The sequence below is a fragment of the Microbacterium luticellae genome (assembly GCF_050408645.1).
GTDB lineage: Bacteria > Actinomycetota > Actinomycetes > Actinomycetales > Microbacteriaceae > Microbacterium.
Genome location: NZ_JBNTKE010000003.1, coordinates 387,713 through 409,682, shown reverse-complemented (window position 1 = coordinate 409,682; position 21,970 = coordinate 387,713). Strand labels below are relative to the sequence as shown.

20 protein-coding genes and 1 rRNA gene are annotated in these 21,970 nt (G+C 60.9%); 13 read left to right on the top strand and 8 right to left on the bottom strand.

Annotated elements, in window-relative coordinates:
* The first annotated feature begins 3 nt into the window (after positions 1–3).
* From rrf to rplA, 3 genes are all read left to right on the top strand, one after another.
* Positions 4–120: ribosomal RNA gene (gene rrf, locus ACQUSW_RS10570) — 5S ribosomal RNA — on the top strand.
* Positions 121–374: 254 nt separating this feature from the next.
* Positions 375–806: a 50S ribosomal protein L11 gene (gene rplK, locus ACQUSW_RS10565; RefSeq protein ID WP_428932256.1), complete on the top strand. Its 432-nt coding sequence runs from the start codon at positions 375–377 to the stop codon at positions 804–806.
* A gap of 14 nt (positions 807–820) precedes the next feature.
* Positions 821–1,510, top strand: a complete 690-nt coding sequence (rplA, locus tag ACQUSW_RS10560; RefSeq protein ID WP_428932255.1) for a 50S ribosomal protein L1 — start codon at positions 821–823, stop codon at positions 1,508–1,510.
* Between the two features lie 99 nt (positions 1,511–1,609).
* Here the strand turns inward: rplA and ACQUSW_RS10555 are convergent, their stop codons facing one another.
* A complete protein-coding gene (locus ACQUSW_RS10555) occupies positions 1,610–2,200 on the bottom strand; it encodes a TetR/AcrR family transcriptional regulator (protein WP_428932254.1) in 591 nt (196 codons plus the stop codon).
* A gap of 106 nt (positions 2,201–2,306) precedes the next feature.
* On the opposite strand from ACQUSW_RS10555, the gene ACQUSW_RS10550 reads away from it, so the two are divergent.
* Together ACQUSW_RS10550 and ACQUSW_RS10545 are read left to right on the top strand one after the other, a co-directional pair.
* On the top strand, positions 2,307–3,116 hold the full coding sequence (locus ACQUSW_RS10550) for a sugar phosphate isomerase/epimerase family protein (protein ID WP_428932253.1): 810 nt from the start codon (positions 2,307–2,309) through the stop codon (positions 3,114–3,116).
* Complete coding sequence (locus ACQUSW_RS10545) at positions 3,113–4,237, top strand: Gfo/Idh/MocA family protein (protein ID WP_428932252.1); 1,125 nt, start codon at positions 3,113–3,115, stop codon at positions 4,235–4,237. The genes ACQUSW_RS10550 and ACQUSW_RS10545 overlap by 4 nt, the downstream gene beginning before the upstream one ends.
* A gap of 42 nt (positions 4,238–4,279) precedes the next feature.
* Here the strand turns inward: ACQUSW_RS10545 and ACQUSW_RS10540 are convergent, their stop codons facing one another.
* The 4 genes from ACQUSW_RS10540 to ACQUSW_RS10525 form a co-directional block, all read right to left on the bottom strand.
* Positions 4,280–4,948 (bottom strand): LysE/ArgO family amino acid transporter, encoded by a 669-nt coding sequence (locus ACQUSW_RS10540; protein ID WP_428932251.1) that lies wholly within the window; start codon positions 4,946–4,948, stop codon positions 4,280–4,282.
* A 2-nt stretch (positions 4,949–4,950) separates the two neighbouring features.
* Entirely contained in the window at positions 4,951–6,405 is a 1,455-nt protein-coding gene (locus tag ACQUSW_RS10535) for a phytoene desaturase family protein (RefSeq protein WP_428932250.1), read from the bottom strand.
* A gap of 43 nt (positions 6,406–6,448) precedes the next feature.
* Positions 6,449–7,696, bottom strand: a complete 1,248-nt coding sequence (locus tag ACQUSW_RS10530) for an acyl-CoA dehydrogenase family protein (RefSeq protein WP_428932249.1) — start codon at positions 7,694–7,696, stop codon at positions 6,449–6,451.
* A gap of 101 nt (positions 7,697–7,797) precedes the next feature.
* Positions 7,798–8,472 carry a TetR family transcriptional regulator gene (locus ACQUSW_RS10525; protein WP_428932248.1) on the bottom strand — a complete coding sequence of 225 codons (675 nt, stop codon included), beginning with the start codon at positions 8,470–8,472 and terminating at the stop codon, positions 7,798–7,800.
* Between the two features lie 182 nt (positions 8,473–8,654).
* Between ACQUSW_RS10525 and sucC the strand changes: the two genes are divergently transcribed.
* Both sucC and sucD read left to right on the top strand, forming a co-directional pair.
* Positions 8,655–9,821 carry an ADP-forming succinate--CoA ligase subunit beta gene (gene sucC, locus ACQUSW_RS10520; RefSeq protein ID WP_428932247.1) on the top strand — a complete coding sequence of 389 codons (1,167 nt, stop codon included), beginning with the start codon at positions 8,655–8,657 and terminating at the stop codon, positions 9,819–9,821.
* Between the two features lie 46 nt (positions 9,822–9,867).
* Positions 9,868–10,770, top strand: a complete 903-nt coding sequence (gene sucD / locus ACQUSW_RS10515) for a succinate--CoA ligase subunit alpha (RefSeq protein WP_428932246.1) — start codon at positions 9,868–9,870, stop codon at positions 10,768–10,770.
* A 75-nt stretch (positions 10,771–10,845) separates the two neighbouring features.
* Here sucD and ACQUSW_RS10510 read toward each other — a convergent pair whose 3' ends face one another.
* Positions 10,846–12,312: an NCS2 family permease gene (locus tag ACQUSW_RS10510; protein WP_428932245.1), complete on the bottom strand. Its 1,467-nt coding sequence runs from the start codon at positions 12,310–12,312 to the stop codon at positions 10,846–10,848.
* Positions 12,313–12,405: 93 nt separating this feature from the next.
* Here ACQUSW_RS10510 and ACQUSW_RS10505 point away from each other — a divergent pair, with 93 nt between their 5' ends.
* From ACQUSW_RS10505 to ACQUSW_RS10480, 6 genes are all read left to right on the top strand, one after another.
* Positions 12,406–13,671 (top strand): cell division protein PerM, encoded by a 1,266-nt coding sequence (locus ACQUSW_RS10505; protein ID WP_428932244.1) that lies wholly within the window; start codon positions 12,406–12,408, stop codon positions 13,669–13,671.
* Positions 13,672–13,680: 9 nt separating this feature from the next.
* On the top strand, positions 13,681–14,256 hold the full coding sequence (gene purN / locus ACQUSW_RS10500; protein WP_428932243.1) for a phosphoribosylglycinamide formyltransferase: 576 nt from the start codon (positions 13,681–13,683) through the stop codon (positions 14,254–14,256).
* 59 nt (positions 14,257–14,315) lie between these two features.
* Entirely contained in the window at positions 14,316–15,923 is a 1,608-nt protein-coding gene (gene purH, locus ACQUSW_RS10495; RefSeq protein ID WP_428932242.1) for a bifunctional phosphoribosylaminoimidazolecarboxamide formyltransferase/IMP cyclohydrolase, read from the top strand.
* Positions 15,924–16,039: 116 nt separating this feature from the next.
* A complete protein-coding gene (locus tag ACQUSW_RS10490; RefSeq protein ID WP_428932241.1) occupies positions 16,040–17,926 on the top strand; it encodes an ABC transporter ATP-binding protein in 1,887 nt (628 codons plus the stop codon).
* Entirely contained in the window at positions 17,923–19,737 is a 1,815-nt protein-coding gene (locus ACQUSW_RS10485) for an ABC transporter ATP-binding protein (RefSeq protein ID WP_428932240.1), read from the top strand. The genes ACQUSW_RS10490 and ACQUSW_RS10485 overlap by 4 nt, the downstream gene beginning before the upstream one ends.
* Positions 19,738–19,766: 29 nt before the next feature.
* Positions 19,767–20,573 carry a hypothetical protein gene (locus tag ACQUSW_RS10480; protein ID WP_428932239.1) on the top strand — a complete coding sequence of 269 codons (807 nt, stop codon included), beginning with the start codon at positions 19,767–19,769 and terminating at the stop codon, positions 20,571–20,573.
* Positions 20,574–20,663: 90 nt separating this feature from the next.
* Here the strand turns inward: ACQUSW_RS10480 and ACQUSW_RS10475 are convergent, their stop codons facing one another.
* Both ACQUSW_RS10475 and ACQUSW_RS10470 read right to left on the bottom strand, forming a co-directional pair.
* On the bottom strand, positions 20,664–21,119 hold the full coding sequence (locus ACQUSW_RS10475) for a GNAT family N-acetyltransferase (RefSeq protein WP_428932238.1): 456 nt from the start codon (positions 21,117–21,119) through the stop codon (positions 20,664–20,666).
* Between the two features lie 80 nt (positions 21,120–21,199).
* Entirely contained in the window at positions 21,200–21,763 is a 564-nt protein-coding gene (locus ACQUSW_RS10470) for a dihydrofolate reductase family protein (protein ID WP_428932237.1), read from the bottom strand.
* Positions 21,764–21,970: the final 207 nt, after the last annotated feature.

Below are 21,970 nucleotides of genomic sequence, written 5' to 3'. Positions count from 1 at the left end.
TGTTACGGCGGCCATAGCGTGAGGGAAACGCCCGGTTACATTCCGAACCCGGAAGCTAAGCCTCACAGCGCCGATGGTACTGCAGGGGGGACCCTGTGGGAGAGTAGGACACCGCCGAACTTCTTCAAACAAAAGAGCCACCCAAAGCTGGGTGGCTCTTTTGCGTTAACACGCACGAACCCCCCGCCACCACGAGGTGGCAGGACCACCGCATCCGGCAACGAGCCTGGTTCGCGGCATCCGGAAAAGTGCGCTAAAATCGTATGGTTTGTGTCCGGTGACAACCGGATGTGACCGACACCGCCCTTCGGAAATGCCGACGCGGCGGGAGAACAACTGCCGTGAAGCATGCAGTTGCTCGAGAAAGGAAAAAAATGGCACCGAAGAAAAAGGTGACTGGTCTGATCAAACTTCAGATCAACGCCGGTGCAGCAAACCCAGCGCCCCCGATCGGCCCCGCGCTCGGTCAGCACGGCGTTAACATCATGGAGTTCTGCAAGGCATACAACGCGGCGACCGAGTCGCAGCGCGGTAACGTCGTACCGGTAGAAATTACCGTCTACGAAGACCGCAGCTTTACGTTTGTGCTCAAAACTCCCCCCGCAGCAGAGCTCATCAAAAAGGCCGCCGGCCTTCAGAAGGGCTCGGCAACCCCGCACACCGTCAAGGTAGGAAAAATTACCAACGAACAGGTGCGCCAAATCGCTGAGACCAAACAGCCCGACCTCAACGCCAATGACCTCGATGCAGCATCGAAAATCATTGCCGGAACCGCCCGCTCCATGGGCATCACGGTCGAAGGCTGAGGGGAGAAACAATAATGGCTACTAAGTCCAAGGCTTACCGCGCCGCCGCCGAAAAGATCGGCGTCGACCGTTTTTACACACCCACCGAAGCTGTTGCTCTTGCAAAAGACACCGGCTCGGCCAAGTTCGACTCCACCGTCGAAGTTGCCCTCAAACTCGCTGTCGACCCCCGCAAGGCAGACCAGATGGTGCGCGGCACCGTCATGCTGCCCCACGGTACCGGTAAAACAGCCCGCGTCATCGTCTTCGCCACCGGCCCCGCAGCAGAAGCAGCAGTGGCCGCAGGTGCCGACGAAGTGGGCGGCGCAGAACTCATCGCCAAGGTCGCAGAAGGCTGGACCGACTTCGACTCGGCCGTCGCAACCCCCGAACTCATGGGCCAGGTCGGCCGCCTGGGTAAAGTGCTTGGTCCTCGCGGCCTCATGCCCAACCCCAAAACAGGCACCGTCACGCCCAACCCAGCCAAGGCTGTGGAAGAGATCAAGGGCGGAAAAATCGAATTCCGTGTCGACAAGCACGCCAACGTTCACTTCATCGTAGGCAAAGCATCGTTCACGGCCGACCAGCTGGGTGAAAACCTGCAGGTAGCACTCGACGAGATCAACCGTCTCAAGCCCGCCAGCGCCAAAGGTCGCTACATCCAAAAGGGTGCAGTCTCGACCACGTTCGGCCCCGGTATCCCGCTCGACGTGCACGTACTGTAAACAACCACAGAAAAAGCTCCCGCTGTTGCTCCAACAGCGGGAGCTTTTTGGTTACAGAGAAACGCACGCCGAGCACACTGCCAGCGGGAGCGACGGTGGCTATACCTGCAGCATCCGGATCAATGCTCGCAAATGCGCAACCATATCGACCCCGGGATTGAGTAGCCATTGAACCTGCAGGCCGTCCATCGCCGCCACAATAAGCCCCGCCGCCTCTTCGGCAGAAACATCACAGCGCACAGTTCCGTCACGCTGAGCCTGAGAAATACGGCGAGCAAAACCATCGCGCATGCGGTCATACCGCACCGTGAAGAACGCACGCCGATCACCCTCTACCGGGTCTGCCGCCGCCAGCGCCGAAGACACCGTAAAAAGAGCAATGAGACCCGGAACCGTTTGATTATGCTGCGTGAGAGCCAGCGAAGCATCAAAGCCATCACCGACCGGAAAAAGTTGCCGATTAACGGCATCGCGATGCTTCACCAGCTCAAGAAGAAGACCCTCACGTGAACCAAAATGGTGCAGCACACCGGCCTTCGACCGGCCCACCTCATCGGCAATCAACTGCAGTGTTGCGGCATCAAAACCATGCTCGGCCACAAGCCTCAACGCGGCATCGAGCACATCGAGCCGAAACTGCTCCGTTTTCGCGTACATGCCACGAGATCTGCTCGAAGAAGAACCAACCATAGCCAAACCCTACCGCTGGTTGGGATTAGCGTATAGTCTGAATCAAACCCAAACGACGGTAGAGGTTCGACGAGAAACCCGTCAGCCCACTCGAAGAAGAGGAATCATGTCTTCGCCACAGCTATCACTACAGCTTTACACGGTGCGAGAAGCGCTGGAAAACGATATCGACGGGACGCTCGAGCGCATCGCCAGTTTCGGCATCCGGAACGTAGAAGCCTTTGGTTTTGTTGGCAAAGCAACAGAACTGCGTAAAGCTCTCGACGCCGCGGGCCTCATCTCGCCCAGCGGGCACGCGAACTTTCTCTCGGACACGCTGCAGTTCGGTGAGCACACTATCGAGGTGCCTGCCTACGAAGTAATTCTCGACGACGCCGCCGAAATGGGAATCGAAATCCTTATCGACCCGATGGTCATGCCCCACCGCTGGGCAAACGAAGACGAGGTCAAGCGCACGGCCGAACGTCTCAACAACGCCATCGATGCGGCAGCCGAGCGGGGAATGCGCCTGGGCTACCACAACCACTCGCACGAGTTCCACGCGGAATTCAACGGCGTGACCGCCTACGAAACATTCGCCGCGCTGCTTGACGAGCGTGCCGTACTCGAAGTCGATGTGTTCTGGGCTGCGGTGGCTAAACACGACCCCGTAGCGCTGCTGCAGCGACTCGGCGACCGCGTGCGACTACTGCATGCGAAAGACGGCAACCCGGGCGAAGACCCGTTCTTGACCGGCAAAATCGGTGAACCGATGGACCAGCGCGTCGTTGGCGAGGGGAGCCTGGATATGCCGGCGATTCTTGCTGCGGCACCCTCGGCCGAATACGCAGCCATTGAATTTGACTCCTATGACGGCGACCTCTTCGACGCCATCAACCGCAGCGCCCAGGCACTGCGCGAGGCAGGTGTGCAATGAGCCAGGCAGCAGTCGGTGTCGGCTTTATCGGCACGGGAATGATCAGCGACACCTATCTAGAAAACCTCACCGCATTTCCCGATATTCGCGTGGTCATTCTTGGCGACCTCGACACCGAACGCGCAGCAGCGCAGGCCGCGAAACATGGTGTCGCACAGAGCGGAACACCCGACGATGTGCTGGCGCACCCCGACGTAGAAATTGTTGTCAACCTCACAATTCCCGCCGCCCACGTTCCGGTGAGCCTCGCTGCATTAGCGGCGGGCAAACACGTGTGGAGTGAGAAACCCATCGGCGTTGACCGCGAAGAAGCGAAAAAACTTCTCGAAGCAGCAGCGGCGGCCGGTAAGCGTGTGGGAATCGCGCCCGACACCGTACTGGGCCCCGGCCTGCAGACCGCACGCCGGGCGCTGGCACGCGGAGACATCGGTCAGCCGCTTTCAGCGCAGACGAGCATGCAGTACATCGGACCAGATATTTTTCATCCCAACCCCGAGTTTCTGTTCGCCCGCGGCGCCGGACCCGTGATCGACATGGGCCCGTACTACATCACCGCTCTTGTGAACGTATTTGGTCCCGTTGCCCGCGTAGGAGCAGTGGGGCTGAAGGGCCGTACCACCCGCACCGTGCGAGTGGGGGAGCGCGTGGGAACAGAGTTTCCCGTCGAGGTGCCCACGCTCGTACAGGCCGTGGCACAGTTCGAAGCCGGAGCGACAAGCCAGAGCATCTTTAGCTTCGACTCGCCGCTGGCACGCTCGGGCATTATCGAAATCACTGGCACCGAAGGCACCATGATTATTCCCGACCCGAATACGTTCGGCGGCGACGTGAAAATCTCTGGCATGCCCACGCTGGAAAGCCTGCAGAACGGCCCCGAATGGCACACGCTCGACCCGGTCGGCGTGGAAGCCGGGCGAGGACTCGGTGTGCTCGACATGGCGCGTGCCATTCGCGCCAACAAACCCCATATCGCCACGGGTGACCTCGGCTACCACGTCTTTGACACCCTGATGGGGATCGAAGAGTCGGTGGGCAGCGGCCAGTTTGTTGAGGTCGAAAGCACGGTGGGGGCTGTCCCGCTGGTGCCCGAAGACCGCGATCCGTTCGCGGCCACCCTCTGAACGGCGGCGTCGCACCCGTGTGTGTTGTGTTCGTGCTGCCCGTTATCCGGTAAGAACAGGCAGTACCAGCCCGACGCCGAGGGCAATCATGACAACGGCGATCACGGCGTCGAGCACACGCCATGCACGCGGTGTGCGCAACCATCGCCGCAGTACGCGGGCCCCAAAACCGAGAGCAAAAAACCACAGACCGCTGGCAATAATGGCACCTATGCCGAACAGCCACCGCTCTTCGGCATAGGTTGCCGCCACTGATCCGACCAGCAGCACGGTGTCGAAGTAGACGTGCGGGTTGAGCCACGTGAGGGCAAGCACCGTGAGTATGGCGGTGCGGCGCGACGATGACGTGGCCGCCGCGGCATCCGGATGCTTTTCTTGGCCGATTACTTGCCCGAGCGCCTGGGCGTCATCAATCTGAAGCCCAGCGGTGGCGGGGCGCCATGCTCGTCGTGCCGCAAGAATCCCGTACCCGATAAGAAATGCGGCCCCCAGCCAGCGTGCGGCGGGAATGAGCCATGGCACGGCAGTGACGAGGGCTCCGAGTCCCGCCACCCCGACAGCAATGAGTGCGGCGTCGGAGAAAAAACACACGAGCACGACCGCAAGAACATGCTCGCGACGAATGCCCTGCCGCAGCAGAAAAACATTCTGGGCACCGATCGCGATGATGAGTGAGAGCCCGAGTCCGAGCCCTGCCACGAGCGCGAGCATGACTACCGTGCACCAAAAAGGTCGGTGAGGCCGACGCGTTCGCCAGCATCGTGCAGAGCGGTGCGTGCCGCATGCCAACCGGGCATTCCGGTAATACCGGGGCCGGGTGGTGTTGCCGCCGACGCGAGGTAGACCCCACGCAGGGGTGTGCGCCACGGTGTGGCCGACACGACGGGGCGCTGCACCGCTTGCCGTAGTGTGAAGCCACCGCCGTAAATGTCGCCGCCGATTTCGGCCGGATTGATAGCTTCGCGTTCGGAGGCGGGTGTTGCCGCGTGCGCGACGATACGGTCGCGAAAACCGGGGGCGAAGCGTTCAACCTGGGCGGTGATCGCCTCGGTGGGATCGCCGGGGTACCCGTGGGGAACATGCATATATGCCCACAGCACTGAATGATTCTCGGGTGCCCGTGAATCGTCGAGCGTAGACGGCTGTACGGCAAGAACATATGGCTGCTCAGGAATATGGCCGGCGGCCACCGCGTTTTCTGCCGCCCAGATTTCGTCGCGGGTGCCACCCAAATGCACGGTGGGTGACAGTGCGACATCCGGATGCTGCCACGGCACTGGTCCGTCGAGCGCATAGTCGACCTTGGCGGCGGCCGTCCCGTAGCGATACCGCGCGATTGCCCTGGCGTACCGTGCGGGCAGGCTCGGATGCCCCAGTAGCACGCGCGGAGACGTGTTGAGCATAAGTAGATCGCCGCGCGAAGCGTCGCCCCAGTCGAGCGCGGCAATATCGTCGATACGCCGAGATGTTTCTATTGTGCCTCCGTGGGCAATGACGTCGTCGAGGAGGGCGTCGGCGATACTCTGCGCGCCGCCGTGCGGGAACGGCCACCCTCCGGCATGCGCATGCGCGGCCAGCAATAGTCCTGCCGCTGCTGCCGCGGGGGAGGGGAGGCGTGCTGCCGCATGGGCGATAACGCCCGAGAGGAGGGCGGCGGCGTGGTCGCCGCGGAAGGTGTGCCGTGCGAGCGCGGTGCCCTGTGCGAGGGTGCGCAGCCCGAACTGTGCTGCGCGTACCGGTTGGCGGGGAACCCGCAGAAGAGAGTTGCCGGTGAAATCTGCCACCGCTTCGATCGCTTCGCTGAGCGGCGCAAGTAGCCGCTGCCATGCCCTGCCGTCGCTGCCCAGCTGGCTCGCGGTGCGCTCGATGTCTCGCCACGCAATTGCTGCCTCGCCGCGGTCAAGCGGGTGTGCATAAGAGATGTCGGGCGTTATCCACTTTATACGGTTCTGCAGGCCAAAGGCACGAAAAAATTCGGAGGCGGCAGCCGGATGAACTGCCGAACACACATCGTGCTGAAAACCGGGCAGCGTCAGTGGCAGGGTACGGACACCGCCGCCCACCGTATCGGAGGCTTCAATAATGTGTACGCGATAACCAGCGCGGGCAAGGCAGACGGCGGCAGAGAGGCCATTAGGGCCACTGCCAATGATGGTTGCGCGAGGCATTCTTGTAGTGTCGCATGTTCTGGGCGCGACGAGGAATGACCGCCTAGACGAACGCGCTCATACCAGTAATGTCGCGGCCCAGCAGCAGTGCCTGCACGCTCTCGGTGCCCTCATAGGTGTGAATCGCTTCGATATCGGCCATGTGTTGCATGACCCCGTTTTCGAGCAGAATCCCGTTGCCGCCGAGCACGTCACGCGCGGTTGCTGCAACACGACGTGCGGCGCGGGTGTTGTGGTACTTGGCCAGTGACGCCTGGGTGGGGCGCAGTTGCCCGGATGACTCGAGGTCGGCCAGGCGCCGGCAATACAACTGCATGGCGGTGAGGTCTTCGAGCATGAGGGCGAGTCTCTCTTGCACCATCTGAAATTTGGCGAGCGGCTTGCCGAATTGTATGCGCTGTTGGGAATATGCCAGGGCTGCTTCGTAGCAGGCGGTGGCGTGGCCGAGCGCCGACCAGGCGACGCCCGAGCGGGTGGCGTACAGCACCGTGGAGGCGTCGGCGAAGCTCTTCGTGCCGGGAAGCACGGCGTCGAGTGGCACGCGCACGTCGCGCAGGCGAATGTTGGCCTGGTAAATGCCCCGCAGTGAGGCCTTGCCGGTAATCACTTCGGCGTCGTAGCCGGGGGTTTCTTGCTCGACGAGAAAACAGCGAACGGCGCCGTGCTCCGCGGCATCCGGGTCACTGACTCGCGCCCATACGAAAGTAATGCCGCCGGATGCCCCGTTGCCGATCCACTTCTTTGCTCCCCGCAGTATCCACTCGTCACCGTCGCGGGTCGCAGTGGTTTCGAGTGAGACGGAGTCAGAACCGTGGTCGGGTTCGGTGAGCGCGAAAGAACCGAGAACCGTCGCGTCGGCCAGCGGCTTCAGCCACCGCTCTTGCTGCTCGCGGCTGCCGAATAGTGCGAGGGTACGCAGGGCGAGACCGCCCTGTACCGCCAGGATGGTGCCGAGTGAGCCATCACCGCGAGAGATCTCCATATTGACCAGGCCCGCTGCCAGAGGCGAGAGTCGGGTGAGCTCGGGGTGGTCGATGCCGTCGACGACGAGGTCGTACCGGCCCATCGCGCGAGCAGCTTCGAGCGGGTACTCGGCGCGGTCCCAAGCCTCGGTCATGATGGGCGCGATCTCGTCGACATAAGCGCAGGCGCGGTTCCAGGCAGCGGCGTCGTCGGACGAAAGGTCGGCGAAGACCGCGTAATAGTCACTGCCCGCACGCTGGGTTACCGCGTAGCGGGTGACTTTTTCGCCGGGCAGGTGGTCGGGTGTGGCAGGGGTCGCAGCGGTCATAGTTGACTCCTTTCGCGCACGCCCACACTACCGCAGGGTGGCACTCAGTGTCAGCTAAACAGAGACGCAGTTTCGTTCACTGTGACGTTGTGGCGCTGTAGTTAGTCGGCCAGCTGAGCACGCACCTGCCGTGTGACCTCAGCAATCGGCATAGCGCGCGGGAATACCGCCACAACAACGTCATCGGCGCAGGGCTCAGCCGCAGCATTCGGATGCACCCCAAAGCGTCGCAGCGCATCGTCGAGCGCAGAACGCAACAGCGAAATCGGTGTGCGCTCACCACGCAACAGACGCCGCAAAACATGGTTGTGCACAGCGGTAACCAGGGCAGAAAACCCGACCGCATCGAGCGGATCGATACCAGGAAGAGAGTCACGCAGGTACTCATCAAAGAGCCGCTCGTACTGAAAAACCATGACGATTTCGCGTTCGCGAAGCGAAGGAACCTGGCGCACAACCTGATAGCGCCGACGAGCGAGCTCCGGATCGCTCAAGAAGTGGCGGAAGACCGTGATCGACGCCTCGCACACGGCCTGCCAGGGGTTCTCGTGCGGGCGCGATAAATAGTCGCGCAGACCAGCCAAAAGCACATCATGATCAGCAAACACAACATCGTCTTTACCGCCGAACTGACGAAAGAACGTCGAGCGCGAAATGCCCGCGGTGCGAGCGATCTGATCAACCGAGGTAGCGTCAAAGCCCTGCTGCGCAAAAAGATCGAGGGCCACCGCCACAACATTGGTGCGCGCAGCAGAGGTCTCATCAGAATCACTCATAGGTGTGAGCCTAACCGCCACACCCGAACGAGGTGCAGTTTATGCTGCGGTAACTTGACTGTGTTAGGCGGTGTGCCGCATGCTCAGCCAGCAGTAGTAGGCTGGGGCCTCGGGTCGGTGACAACCGACACCCGGCAATTTTTGTCGCGATTTATCTGCGCACAACAGCGAAGGACCGCACTGTGGATCTCTACGAGTACCAGGCACGAGACCTTTTCGAATCCTATGGAGTGCCGGTGCTCGCCGGCATCGTGGCTGACACCCCGGGGGAGGTGAAGGCAGCCGCGGAGAAAATCGGTGGCGTCGTCGTAGTCAAGGCTCAGGTCAAGACCGGCGGTCGCGGAAAAGCTGGTGGCGTCAAGGTCGCAAAGACCCCCGACGAGGCTTATGAAGCAGCACAGGCGATTCTTGGACTCGATATTAAGGGCCACATCGTTAAGCGAGTGATGGTCGCCGCGGGCGCACGCATCGCCGAAGAGTTCTACTTCTCGGTATTGCTTGACCGCGCTAACCGCTCGTACCTGAGCCTGTGCTCGGTCGAGGGCGGGATGGAGATCGAGCAGCTGGCGGTAGAAAAGCCCGAGGCGCTGGCCCGTATCGAGGTCAACCCGCTCACCGGTATTGACAAGGCGAAGGCGCTTGAGATTGCACGTGCCGCCAAGTTCCCGGCAGAGCTGGAAGAAAAAGTGGCCGACCTCTTCGTCAAGCTCTACGACGTTTACACAAAAGAAGACGCCACGCTGGTGGAGGTCAACCCTCTCGTTCTCACCGAAGAGGGCGACATTATTGCCCTTGATGGCAAGGTCAGCCTCGATGAAAACGCGTCTGAGGTTCGTCACCCGCACCACGAAGCGCTGGCCGATAAAGACTCGGAGAACCCGCTCGAAGCCAAAGCCAAGGAATCAGGCTTGAACTACGTCAAGCTCGACGGCCAGGTAGGCGTTATCGGTAACGGTGCGGGCCTTGTCATGTCGACTCTTGATGTCGTTGCATATGCCGGTGAAAACCACGGCGATGTGAAGCCCGCGAACTTCCTCGACATTGGCGGCGGAGCCTCGGCCGACGTTATGGCCGCCGGCCTCGACGTGATTCTGGGCGACGAGCAGGTGAAGTCGGTGTTTGTTAACGTCTTCGGTGGCATCACCGCCTGTGATGCAGTCGCCAACGGTATTAAGGGTGCTCTCGAAAAGCTCGGTGCTGCAGCCACCAAGCCGCTCGTTGTTCGCCTCGACGGCAACCGTGTCGACGAGGGTCGTGCAATTCTGGCCGACTACGCCCACCCGCTGGTGACGCTTGCTGCCACCATGGACGAGGGTGCCAACAAGGCAGCCGAACTGGCCAACGCCTAAGCGCCGGCTTATCAGCGACTCCACTGATTTCTAAAGGACTAGACAGATGTCGATTTTTATCAACAAAGACTCCAAGGTCATCGTCCAGGGCATCACAGGCGGCGAAGGCACCAAGCACACCGCTCTCATGCTCAAGGCAGGTACCAATGTGGTCGGCGGTGTCAACGCCCGTAAAGCGGGTACCACTGTTGCCCACACCGACAAAGACGGCAACGCGGTAGAGCTGCCGGTTTTTGGCACGGTTGCCGAGGCGATCGAAAAGACCGGCGCCGACGTATCGATTGCGTTCGTGCCTGCTGCGTTCACCAAGAGCGCCATGATCGAAGCCATTGACACCGAGATCCCGCTTCTCGTTGTGATTACCGAGGGTGTTCCCGTCGGTGACACGGCCGAAGCCTGGGCTTATGCGACGGAAAAGGGCAACAAGACCCGCATTATTGGGCCGAACTGCCCGGGCATCATTACGCCCGAAGAGTCACTCGTCGGAATCACGCCGGCCAACATCACCGGCAAGGGGCCGATCGGACTCGTCTCGAAGTCGGGCACGCTCACGTACCAGATGATGTTCGAGCTGCGTGACCTCGGCTTCTCGACCGCGATCGGTATTGGTGGCGACCCCGTTATCGGCACCACGCACATTGATGCGCTCGCCGCTTTCGAAGCCGACCCCGAGACGAAGGCGATCGTCATGATCGGCGAAATCGGTGGCGACGCCGAAGAACGGGCGGCTGAGTTCATTAAGGCGAATGTCACCAAGCCTGTCGTCGGTTACGTTGCAGGGTTCACGGCCCCCGAGGGTAAGACGATGGGTCACGCTGGCGCTATCGTCTCGGGCTCTGCCGGTACCGCGCAGGCGAAGAAAGAAGCCCTCGAGGCAGCAGGCGTTAAGGTCGGAAAGACCCCGAGCGAGGCCGCAGCTCTTATGCGTGAGATCGTAGAAAACCTGTAATACTCGCTTCACTGAGTAAAAAGCGGGGGTTCCGGATGCAGCATCCGGAACCCCCGCTTTTTGTTACTCGTGACTCTACTGGGCCAGCATCAGTTCAATCGGGCCGCGAGCGAAGAACATCACGAAGCCGATCGTGACAATCCATAGCAGCGGGCGGATCTCACGAGCATGTCCGGAGAGTGCTCGCGCGACAACCCAGCCAATGAATCCGGCACCGATACCGTTGGCGATCGAATACGTCATTGGCATAACTGCGACCGTCAAAAATACCGGGAACAGCGCCGAGAAATCGGTCAGGTCGATATAGCGAATCTGGCTCATCATGAGCGCGCCAACAATGACCAGCGCTGCTGCAGCCACCTCGGTCGGCACAATTTTTACCAGGGGGCTAAAGAAAATGGCGATCAAGAACAGGGCAGCCGTGACGAGGTTGGCAAAACCTGTGCGCGCGCCCTCACCGATACCCGCGCCCGACTCGATGAACACGGTGTTTGATGAACTTGAGGTGCCACCGCCAACGACAGCGCCCACGCCCTCAACAATCAGCGCCGATTTGAGGCGCGGAAAGTTGCCGCGATCGTCGGCCAGGTTTGCTTCTTTTGCCAGGCCCGTCATGGTGCCCATGGCGTCGAAGAAGTTTGTGAAAACGAGCGTGAAAACCAGCATGAGCGCGGCCAGTGCGCCGATACGGCCGAACGCGCCAAAGACGTCGAACTGGCCCACGAGCGAAAGATCGGGCAGAGCAACGAGCTGTTCGGGAAGCGCAGGCAGGGTAAGGCCCCAGCCTCCCGGATTGTCTTCGGACTTGAGCCCAATATCGGCCACAGCCTCAACGACGGCAGCCAGCACAGTACCCGAGACGAGCCCGATAAGAATGCCGCCCTTCACCCGGCGGGCCACCAAAACGGCTGTTACCAGCAGCGTAATCGTGAAGATCAGCGTGGGCACGGTGGCGACAGAGCCGCCAACGCCCAGCCCGACCGGGGGCGAATCGGAGTGAGTTGCGGTGACGAACCCGGCGTTAACGAACCCGATAAACGCAATGAAAAGGCCGATTCCGACTGTGATGGCAATTTTTAGCTGCATGGGAACAGCATCGAAAATCATGCGGCGAAGGCCCGTGGCACTCAACAGCACGATAATGAGTCCGTTGATGACCACAAGACCCATGGCCTCGGGCCACGTGACTTCGCCGACAACAGAGAACGCGAGAAATGCGTTGATTCCCAGGCCCGCGGCGAACCCAAACGGTAGCCGTGCGACGATGCCGAACAGTGCGGTCATGACCGCGGCGGTGAGCCCAGTCACTGCACTCAGCTGTTCTGAATCCAGCATTGTGCCTGAGATATCGGCCGTGGTCGACAAAATGATCGGGTTCAGAATGACGATGTACGCCATCGTTACGAACGTGACGATGCCTCCGCGAATCTCGGCACCGAATGTCGACCCGCGCTGGGTGATTTCGAAGTAGCGATCAATCGCGTTTTTAGGCTCGGGTGGGGTCTCGGGCGCTTCGGTGGCCGACGAGGAAACAGATGACATGGGCAGAACCTCCTCGAAAAAACTACCGTGCCTGCGGCCTGTTTCGCGCGTCGAGCGACAAGACATGCCAAGTCGTCGTAGTCTCAGGGGGTCATGCAACGTTTTTTGGTCGCCATATTGGCTGCAGTCGATGCTGTCGTGGCAGCGGCCATCGTGGTGGCTGCGCTCGCCGCGCCGCTGACTATTTTGTGGGCGGTGGCCTTCGGCGTCACCGGTAACTGGGACGCCCTGTGGCCAACAGTGGCGGCCATATGGCGGCTGGGACATGGTGCTCCGCTGGCCATTGATATTGCTGAAGATGCTGTTCGGGCTTTAGGAATAGCCCCGGATGCTGCGCAGTTCACGGTTTCGCTACCGCCGCTGGGCATCATGCTGTTCACCCTGATTTTTGCGGCACGATCGGGTCGCCGCGCTGTACGAGCTGGCTCCTGGGTGGTCGGCGTCGGTACCGGCACTGTCGTTTTTGCGGCACTGGCTACGACGATTGCGCTGACGTCACAGACCGACGTGGTGCGCACACCATTGGTGTGGGCGATTGTTGCACCAACCGCTGTCTATGCGGCGGGCAGTGTCGCGGGAGCCGTGACTCTGGCATGGCGAGTGGACGACCACGGTTTCGTAAGCCGTGTGCGTGACTGGTTGGACGACCGCGGCATGTGGGGTGCGCTGCCCACACACGTGGTGCGCGGTGCTGCAGCAGCCACGGTAGGGATCATCGGTGTGGCCGCGGTTACCGTCGCACTGGCCACTATTTTGCATGCCGGAGAAATCGTTGCTCTCTTTGAGGCGCTGCGTGCAGACGGCCTGGGAGTCACGATGATCGGGCTCGCGCAGGTGCTGGCCGTACCGACAGTGATCGGCTGGGCCGTGGCTTGGTTGGCGGGCCCGGGTTTTGTTGTCGGAGTGGGTGCTACGGTCTCACCCGCTGCCACCGAACCCGCCATTGTGCCGGGAATACCGCTGTTTGGGCTGCTGCCCGACGGCGGTTCACCGTGGCTTCTCATCGTTATTCTGCTCCCCGTTGGTGTCGGTGCCTGTGCCGGATGGATCGTGCGCTCACGCATGGTGTGGCAGCACGATGACGCCCCGCTCCTGCACCGCGCCATAGTCTCTATCGGTATCGGGCTCACTGCCGCGGGAATCGGTGCTCTCATTGCCTGGGTTTCCTCCGGCGCGCTGGGTCCGGGCCGACTCCAGGTCGTGGGAGCCTCGCCGGGGTTTGTAGCACTCGCCCTCGGAGCAGAAATATTTATCGGTGCAGCAATACTGTTACTCTCACCCCGTCACCCCGAAGACACCGCGGGATGGCTCCGCGAAGACGAAACTGCCCCGGTCATGAGCGATCAGAGCCCGCACTAGACTAGACGGGTGTTCAGGGTCGTCGTTCTCATTTCTGGTACCGGTTCGAATCTGCGAGCACTGCTGCAGGCCTGCACTGCTGCAGAATACCCGGCAGAAATAGTTGCGGTCGGCGCTGATCGTGATGCATCCGGCCTCGCCCATGCAGCAGAATTCGGTGTTCCTACCTTCACAGTGAATTACCGTGACCACGCCAGCCGCGAAGAATGGGGCGCAGCACTCAGCGAGCAGCTGCGCGCCTACGCACCCGACCTGATTGTTCTCAGCGGCCTCATGCGCCTGCTGCCCGCCGCTGTTGTCGACGAATGGTCGCCCCGCATTATCAACACGCACCCCGCATACTTGCCCGAGTTCCCAGGAGCCCACGGAGTGCGCGATGCGCTTGCCGCCGGTGTGACACAGACCGGCGCCACCGTTATCGTCGTAGATAGCGGAATCGATAGCGGGCCGATTCTGGCGCAGGAACGCATAGCCGTTGCTGCAGACGACACCGAGCAGACGCTGCACGAAAGAATTAAGCCCGTGGAACGCCGACTCCTCATCGATGTCGTACAGCGCATAGCGGCCGGTGAAGCGCTGGTCTGAAACACCCGCACAAATAGATTTGTCCGTATCCGTATCGTCTCGCACAGAAGGAGAAACCGATGGCAGGCCCTCGCCTTGACCCGTCCCTGTACCGTGATCGCGATGTTGTTCCCATTCGTCGAGCACTGATTTCGGTCAGCGATAAGACAGGCCTGCTTGAGCTGGCGGCAGCACTGGCAGAAGCCGGAGTCGAAATCGTTTCTACCGGATCAACCGCCGCAACCATCCGCGACGCAGGGCACGAGGTGACCGACGTCGCCGCGGTCACCGGGGTTGCCGAAATGCTCGACGGACGAGTAAAGACACTGCACCCCAAGGTGCACGGCGGCCTGCTGGCCGACCTGCGACTGGCCGACCACGAACGGCAGCTCGAAGAGCTTGAGATCGAACCATTCGAACTGGTCGTTGTTAACCTGTACCCGTTTGTTGAAACAGTGGCATCCGGAGCCGCAGACAACGATGTCGTCGAACAGATTGACATCGGTGGGCCCGCTATGGTGCGTGCCGCGGCAAAAAACTATGCCAACGTCACGATCGTCGTCTCGCCAGAGTCGTACCCCTCGGTGATCGAATCCGTCAATGACGGCGGCACCACACTCACCCAGCGCCGTGAACTGGCAGCGCGTGCTTTCTCGCACACCGCTGTCTACGACTCGGCCGTTGCCGCATGGTTTGCCGAAGCGACACTCGGCGACGGCGAAGACCTGCCTGAACACCTCACGATCAAGGCAGAAAAGCTCGCTACCCTGCGCTACGGCGAAAACTCGCACCAGCGCGGTGGAATCTACACGCGCGTGGGTGGGCACGGCATCGCGCAGGCCACACAGTTGCAGGGCAAAGAAATGTCATACAACAACTATGTTGATGCCGACGCAGCATTGCGCGCAGCCTACGACATGGTGCTGCCCGCGGTCGCAATCATCAAACACGCCAACCCGTGTGGAATCGCCACAACCGCCCCCAACGCACTCGACCCCATCGCCAGTGCGCACATTCGCGCCCACGAGTGCGATCCCGTTTCTGCCTACGGAGGCGTCATCGCTGCGAACGGCACCGTCACACTAAAAATGGCCGAGAACCTCAAAGACATCTTCACCGAAGTTATTGTCGCGCCATCATTCGAACCTGAAGCGCTCGAAGTGTTCCGGGCCAAAAAGAACCTGCGCCTGCTGCAGCTTCCCGACGACTGGCAGCAAGAACGCATGGACGTGCGCCTCGTCTCGGGCGGACTCCTCCTGCAAGATGCTGACCGCTTCCCCGATGACATCGTTTCCGTCGCAAAAAACTGGGAACTGGTTTCGGGAGAACGACCCGACGACGCCGAAATGGAAAACCTCATCTTTGCGTGGAAAGCATGCCGCGCCGTCAAATCAAACGCGATCGTTCTTGCGAAAGGCAACGCTACCGTCGGCGTCGGAATGGGACAGGTCAACCGCGTTGACTCCTGCCGACTGGCAGTGGAACGGGCAGGAGCACGGGCTGCCGGATCTGTTGCTGCATCCGATGCCTTCTTCCCCTTTGCCGACGGCCCCCAGGTGCTGTTAGACGCTGGCGTCACCGCCATTGTGCAGCCGGGCGGGTCGGTGCGCGACGGCGAAGTAATCGACGCGGCACGCAAAGCCGGTGTGACCATGTTCTTTACCGGAGAACGACACTTCTTCCACTAAACAGGTGCGGACTACTCACAGTCCGAAAAAAATACGCGTATGCTGGAGCGCTCATGTTTATGCGCTCCAGCATTGCCGTCTCTGCATGATTCCCATCTGCTACCGATAAGAAAGCTATGTCTTCGACATCCCCCGTCACCGAACGATCCACCCTCGCCTCGCTCCTGCGCCTGGCACCCTTCGTCAAACCGGTCGCATGGCGACTGTTCGGCGGTGGCGTGAGCGCTCTGGGCGCAGCAGTTATTGCTCTGTGCATCCCGCTGCTGCTGGAAACGGTTATTGAAGGCCCCATCGCCAGCGGTGTCACAACCGCCATCGTGTGGGGTGCCGTAGCCGTGTTCATTCTTGCTCTGGGCGAAGCTGCCATGGTGTGGGCTCGTCGCCAATTCGTACTCAACCCCGCCACACAGGTCGAATATGAAATGCGCACCGAGCTGTACTCGCAGTTGCAAGAACTTCCCGTCGCGTTCCATGACCGCTGGCAATCGGGTCAGTTGCTCAGCCGCATGATGCAAGACATCAGCCTCATCCGGCGCTGGGTAGCATTCGGTCTCGTCATCTTGGTGGTCAACCTCCTCACCATCAGCATCGGAGCCGTGCTGCTGTTCCGCTGGCACTGGATGCTCGGAGCAGTGTTCCTCGTTACCGCCATCCCCCTGTGGATTCAAGGTTTCGTCTTCGAAAAGCAGTACGGTGTGCTCACCCGCCGCAGCCAAGACCAAGCCGGCGACCTGGCCACGAGCGTAGAAGAAAGCGTGCACGGTATTCGCGTGCTCAAAGCCTTCGGACGCGGCAAACAAGCCCTCCTGCGCTTCAGTAAACAGGCCGAGACACTGCGCGAAACCGAACTCCACAAGGCACGAGCCGTGGGTTGGATTTGGTTCTGGCTCGTACTCATGCCCGAAATCGCGTTTGCGGTGAACCTGCTCGCCGGAATCTGGCTCATCAGCCAGGGAGCCCTGCGAACCCCCGAACTCTTCGCCTACTTCGCCATGGCCGTCGTACTGCGCTGGCCCATCGAATCGATCGGCTTCTTGTTCTCGTTTATGCTCGACGCGCGAACGGCAACAGACCGCGTATTTGAAATCTATGACGCCCGCAACACGATCACCGACCCCCAGCATCCGGAAACAATTGCCGAACCCCGCGGCGAGCTAGCTTTTGTCGATGTGCACTTTCGCTACCAAGACGCCGGTGCTTCAGAACGCGACCTGCTCGACGGCATTAATCTGACACTGCAGCCCGGCGAAACCATGGCTCTGGTGGGGCTCACCGGATGCGGCAAAACAACGCTCACCACGCTTCCTACGCGCCTGTACGACGTCACCTCCGGCACCGTCACACTCGATGGTGTCGACGTACGGCAGCTGCGTCTCGCTGAGCTGCGGCGCCACATCGCCATGGCTTTCGAAGATGCCACACTGTTTTCGGCTTCCGTGCGAGAAAACGTTCTGCTCGGCAGGCCCGATCTCGACCTCACCAGCGAAGAAGCCGAAAGAGTACTGCGGGAAGCGCTCGGTGTTGCCCAGGCCACATTTGTTGACACACTGCCCGAAGGCGTCGAAACAATCATCGGCGAAGAAGGACTCAGTCTCTCGGGCGGCCAACGCCAGCGACTCGCGCTGGCCCGAGCAGTGGCAGCGAAACCGCGTGTGCTCGTACTCGACGACCCGCTCTCGGCCCTCGATGTCGATACGGAAGCGCTCGTCGAAGAGGCCCTCCGCCATGTGTTGGCCGAAACAACCGCGCTGATCGTCGCGCACCGCCCCTCGACCGTGGCGCTGGCCGACCGCGTCGCGCTCTTAGAAAGCGGTCGCATCACGGCGGTGGGTACTCACGCCGAACTCCTGCGCACCAGCGCTCACTACCGCCACGTGATCTCGAGTCTTGAAGCCGAAGAGGCCGCACGCACGGGCACAATACCGATCATCACCGAGGCGATGGCTGCCACCGCAGCATCCGAAACCCCCACCGACACAGCAGAAAAGGAGGCACAGGCATGAGCGCCGCCATTATTGGTACGCAAGATGAAGACCGCTCCAACTACACAAAAGAAGAAAGCCGTGCCATTCGGCGTCGGTCACTGCGCCTTTTAGGGTCGCTGCTCTCACCACTTCGCGGACAGATCATCATCACAGCAATCGTGCTGCTGATCTCAACAGCGATGCAGGTAGCAGGCCCTGCACTTATCGCCTACGGACTCAACACTGCGCTGCCGGCGGTGCTGGAGCAGTCCGACTGGATGCCGACGTTCGCCGTCAGCATCGTATTTGTTGTCGTCGCTGTGCTGGGTGCCGCAACAATCGGCTGGTACGCGGTGCTCACCGCTCGCATCACCCAGGCCGTGTTAATCGACCTTCGCAAGCGGGTCTTTTTACACACCCAAAAACTCAGCCTCGAATTTCACGAGTCATACACCTCGGGCCGCATCATTTCTCGGCAAACAAGCGACCTCGACTCCATCCGTGAACTGCTCGACGGTGGCCTGAACCAGCTCGTTTCGGGTGTGCTGTACGGGCTGTTTACGTTCATCGCACTCATGCTCGTCGACTGGCAGTCGGGAGTCGTGCTGGTGCTGGCCGGAATACCCCTGGCGGCACTCATGCGCTGGTTCTACCAGCGTTCACAGCGCGTATACCGTGAATCGCGAGTTATCAGCGCGCGAGTCATCGTTCACTTTGTTGAAACGATGACGGGCATTCGTGCGGTCAAAGCGTTCCGTAAAGAACCCCGCAACGACGAAGCGTTTCGCGGCGTGGCCGGAGAATATCGCGACGTTAACCGCCGCTCACTGATGCTCTTCGGTGCTTTTGAACCCGGCCTCATGGCTGTTGCCGCCGTCACACTCGGTGCAGTTGTGCTGTGGGGTGGCCTGCGGCTTGCCGATGGTGCGGCACAGATCGGTATTCTCTTGGCCGCCGTTTTGTATGTGCGCAACTTTTTTGCGCCCATGCAAGAGGTGGCCATGTTCCTCAACTCGTATCAGTCGGCCACAGCCGCGCTCGAGAAGGTATCGGGCGTACTTGAAGAAGAACCCACCGTGCCCGACCCCGACAGCCCGGTCGACCTGTGGGAGGCCAAGGGCACGATCAATTTTGACCGCGTCACATTTGGGTACTCGAACGAGATTACGATCCTGCCGGAGTTCTCCCTCGATATCCCGGCCGGGCAAACCATCGCGCTTGTGGGCACGACAGGGGCCGGAAAATCAACCCTGGCCAAGCTTATTTCTCGGTTCTATGACCCGACGCACGGCGTTATCACCCTCGATGGCGTCGACCTTCGCTCCATGCATCCGAAAGACCTGCGCCGTGCCATCGTGATGGTCACGCAAGAGGCCTACCTGTTTAGCGGCACCGTCGCTGACAACATTGCTCTGGGTAAACCGGATGCCACCCTGGACGAGATTCAGCAGGCCGCGCGCGCCGTTGGTGCCCACGCCTTTATCGAGGCACTACCCGATGGCTACAACACCGACGTCAATAAACGTGGCGGACGAGTGTCGGCCGGGCAACGACAGCTCATCTCATTTGCACGAGCTTTTCTTGCTGACCCTGCCGTGCTCATATTGGATGAAGCCACAGCCTCGCTCGATATCCCGTCGGAGCGACTCATTCAAGACGCCCTGCAAACACTGCTGGCAGACCGCACCGCGATCATCATCGCCCACCGGCTGTCGACCGTCGCAATCGCCGACCGCGTGCTCGTGATGGAACACGGGCGCGTCATCGAGGACGACACTCCGCAGGCGCTTATCGAGGGCACCGGAAAATTTGCGCAGCTCCACGCTGCATGGCAGGAAACACTCGTGTAACTGCGCAACACTACCGTTAGCATGAACATATGGACCCGTTCTGGGCAGCAGTGGCCGACCTCTGGTGGGTGGCGCCAGCGACCGCTGGGGCCGCAGGGCTAGGGGTGATCGGTATGTACGGAACACGTTCGTCGCGAGCGCGTCGGGTGGGCTATGCCGCAGCTGTTTCTGATTTGCGGCTAGCCCGCAGCCGTGCTGTCGCCGCACGGATGAACATAAAAACAGCGCGTGCCGACCAGGCACGAATCGCCGCTTCATCGACGCATCCGGGTGAAATACACGCCGCGCGCACAGCCGTGCGCGAAGCAGAGCAGCAACGCAAGACCGCGGTGGCCGACGTTCGCGCGGCTCGTGCGCGGGTACAGGCAGAGCGTGCCGCGTGGGCGGCGCCGAAAGGAACCACACCTCTGCCGGTCGAGCGGGTGCGGTCTGCTCACGATGCTGTTATCGCGCGGTGGGTCGAGTATGAAACAGACCCGGCTCTCAGTATCGGGTTTCCGCTGATGAGCGACGCCCGCCACCCCGCCACCGCGCGATTTTTGCAGCGGGTTGAAGAAGCCCAGCGGCTCCGGCCGCCCAGTGACGAGAACCTCATGAAGCCGCGCGATTTCTCACGCTATCGCGAAGCAGTCGCCGAACTCGCCCGTGCGTTTAGCGTGGCCGAACATTCAGCGCGAGGCGCTATATCGGCACCAGCCTCGGGCGACAGTAACGAATGGCATGACACTGCCCAGCGCTTAGCCAGACAGTCTGCCGATGTGATCGATAAAGTCACCGGCTTTGCCGCAGGCGCAATTACCGCATGGTCGTCGCGAAAGAACACGCGAGACGAATAGGGCGATGAGTAGTGGCGACGGGGTCTCAGTGGGGGAGGGGATCTGAGGCCCCGCCGCCGGTCAGTCAACACACATCGGCGTGTGCAGAAGTTATGAAGGCCGAATTTCGGCAATAACCTCGGAATATTCGGTTTCTCCGACCGGTGTAAAACCGACGCGGCGGAAGAACGGCTCGGGGCCGCTTTCGCCTGCCTCGTAAATCACGTTGACGCTCTCAACACCCCGTTCGCGGGCTTCGGCCAATAGGCTTTCGACCGCAAAACGGCCAACACCCTGGCCCTGAGCCCCCGCATCCACATTGATGCGCCAGAGAACATTACGGAAATATTCCTCTGAGGTGTCGGCATTAAAGCTGGCGCTAATAAAGCCGACAACGTCATCGCCATCGACAACGACGCGCTGCCACGAGGTTTGTGGGCTCACGACCGTTGAAGCGATGCCGTAGGACACGGGCGCGAGAAATTGCTCCTGCCCGGGTTTTAATGACAGGTTGTTGACGGCGACGATGGTTGCCGCCGATAGTTCCACCACGCGCAGTTCCGACATAACCCCAGGCTAACGCTTCTCAACACTTTTCGGGGCGTGATGGTCATTCTGGGGATGACGCGATGATGCTTTCCCGTGCGTCAGTGCACAACGTCGTAGACGACCTTGTGCACACCGTTGGAGTACATTTCGTGCTCCGCGACCTTCAGCCGTGTGGTGTCTTTGTCGGCCGTGCTGAACAGGCGCTTGCCGGCACCGAGCATCACGGGGAACACGAGAAGGTGATACCGGTCAACGAGTCCCGCATCGGCAAGTTGAGCGCCCAGCTCGGCAGAACCATGCACGAGGATGGGGCCGCCGTCGGTCTGTTTGAGTTCGGCGACCTCGTCGAGGGAGCGCAGAACGGTTGCGGGCCAGCGGGAGTCGTCGGATGCGAGGCTCGTCGAGACGACGTAGCGCGGAAGGGTGTTGTACCGCGCGAACTCCTCAATGGTGGGCCATGTGGGCGCGAAGGCCTCGTAGCTGCGTCGGCCCACAAGGAGCGCGCCAGCCTCATCTTGTTCGCGTTCTTTAATTTCGTAGGCATCTTCCACGAAAGGAACGTCTCGAAAGGTCCATCCCGCATTGCGATAGCCGGACTCGCCGCCTGGTGCTTCCATAACCCCGTCGGCCGAGACGAAGGCAGTAACTATGAGCGTGCGCATATGTGTTCTCCATTTCTGGGCTGGAGCGGAACACGCTAGCAGGCAGAGATCGGGAGCAACTTCCCCCGCCTTTAACCGTGAGCAGGGTGTGAGCGTTGCGTCTGCGGTACTGTGAGCTTGCCGAGGCAATGGAAGCCCATGAAGTTCAGCTCGAAGGCGATAGCGGTGCATTCGAACGGTACCTCAGGCTGTTCTCGCTACCGGCCG

Excerpts from the sequence above, each read along its gene's own strand:
- rplK (WP_428932256.1), top strand. The coding sequence starts at position 375 with ATGGCACCGAAGAAAAAGGTGACTGGTCTGATCAAACTTCAGATCAAC.
- rplA (WP_428932255.1), top strand. The coding sequence starts at position 821 with ATGGCTACTAAGTCCAAGGCTTACCGCGCCGCCGCCGAAAAGATCGGC.
- ACQUSW_RS10555 (WP_428932254.1), bottom strand. The coding sequence starts at position 2,200 with ATGGTTGGTTCTTCTTCGAGCAGATCTCGTGGCATGTACGCGAAAACG.
- ACQUSW_RS10550 (WP_428932253.1), top strand. The coding sequence starts at position 2,307 with ATGTCTTCGCCACAGCTATCACTACAGCTTTACACGGTGCGAGAAGCG.
- ACQUSW_RS10545 (WP_428932252.1), top strand. The coding sequence starts at position 3,113 with ATGAGCCAGGCAGCAGTCGGTGTCGGCTTTATCGGCACGGGAATGATC.
- ACQUSW_RS10540 (WP_428932251.1), bottom strand. The coding sequence starts at position 4,948 with ATGCTCGCGCTCGTGGCAGGGCTCGGACTCGGGCTCTCACTCATCATC.
- ACQUSW_RS10535 (WP_428932250.1), bottom strand. The coding sequence starts at position 6,405 with ATGCCTCGCGCAACCATCATTGGCAGTGGCCCTAATGGCCTCTCTGCC.
- ACQUSW_RS10530 (WP_428932249.1), bottom strand. The coding sequence starts at position 7,696 with ATGACCGCTGCGACCCCTGCCACACCCGACCACCTGCCCGGCGAAAAA.
- ACQUSW_RS10525 (WP_428932248.1), bottom strand. The coding sequence starts at position 8,472 with ATGAGTGATTCTGATGAGACCTCTGCTGCGCGCACCAATGTTGTGGCG.
- sucD (WP_428932246.1), top strand. The coding sequence starts at position 9,868 with ATGTCGATTTTTATCAACAAAGACTCCAAGGTCATCGTCCAGGGCATC.
- ACQUSW_RS10510 (WP_428932245.1), bottom strand. The coding sequence starts at position 12,312 with ATGTCATCTGTTTCCTCGTCGGCCACCGAAGCGCCCGAGACCCCACCC.
- ACQUSW_RS10505 (WP_428932244.1), top strand. The coding sequence starts at position 12,406 with ATGCAACGTTTTTTGGTCGCCATATTGGCTGCAGTCGATGCTGTCGTG.
- purH (WP_428932242.1), top strand. The coding sequence starts at position 14,316 with ATGGCAGGCCCTCGCCTTGACCCGTCCCTGTACCGTGATCGCGATGTT.
- ACQUSW_RS10490 (WP_428932241.1), top strand. The coding sequence starts at position 16,040 with ATGTCTTCGACATCCCCCGTCACCGAACGATCCACCCTCGCCTCGCTC.
- ACQUSW_RS10485 (WP_428932240.1), top strand. The coding sequence starts at position 17,923 with ATGAGCGCCGCCATTATTGGTACGCAAGATGAAGACCGCTCCAACTAC.
- ACQUSW_RS10480 (WP_428932239.1), top strand. The coding sequence starts at position 19,767 with ATGGACCCGTTCTGGGCAGCAGTGGCCGACCTCTGGTGGGTGGCGCCA.
- ACQUSW_RS10475 (WP_428932238.1), bottom strand. The coding sequence starts at position 21,119 with ATGTCGGAACTGCGCGTGGTGGAACTATCGGCGGCAACCATCGTCGCC.
- ACQUSW_RS10470 (WP_428932237.1), bottom strand. The coding sequence starts at position 21,763 with ATGCGCACGCTCATAGTTACTGCCTTCGTCTCGGCCGACGGGGTTATG.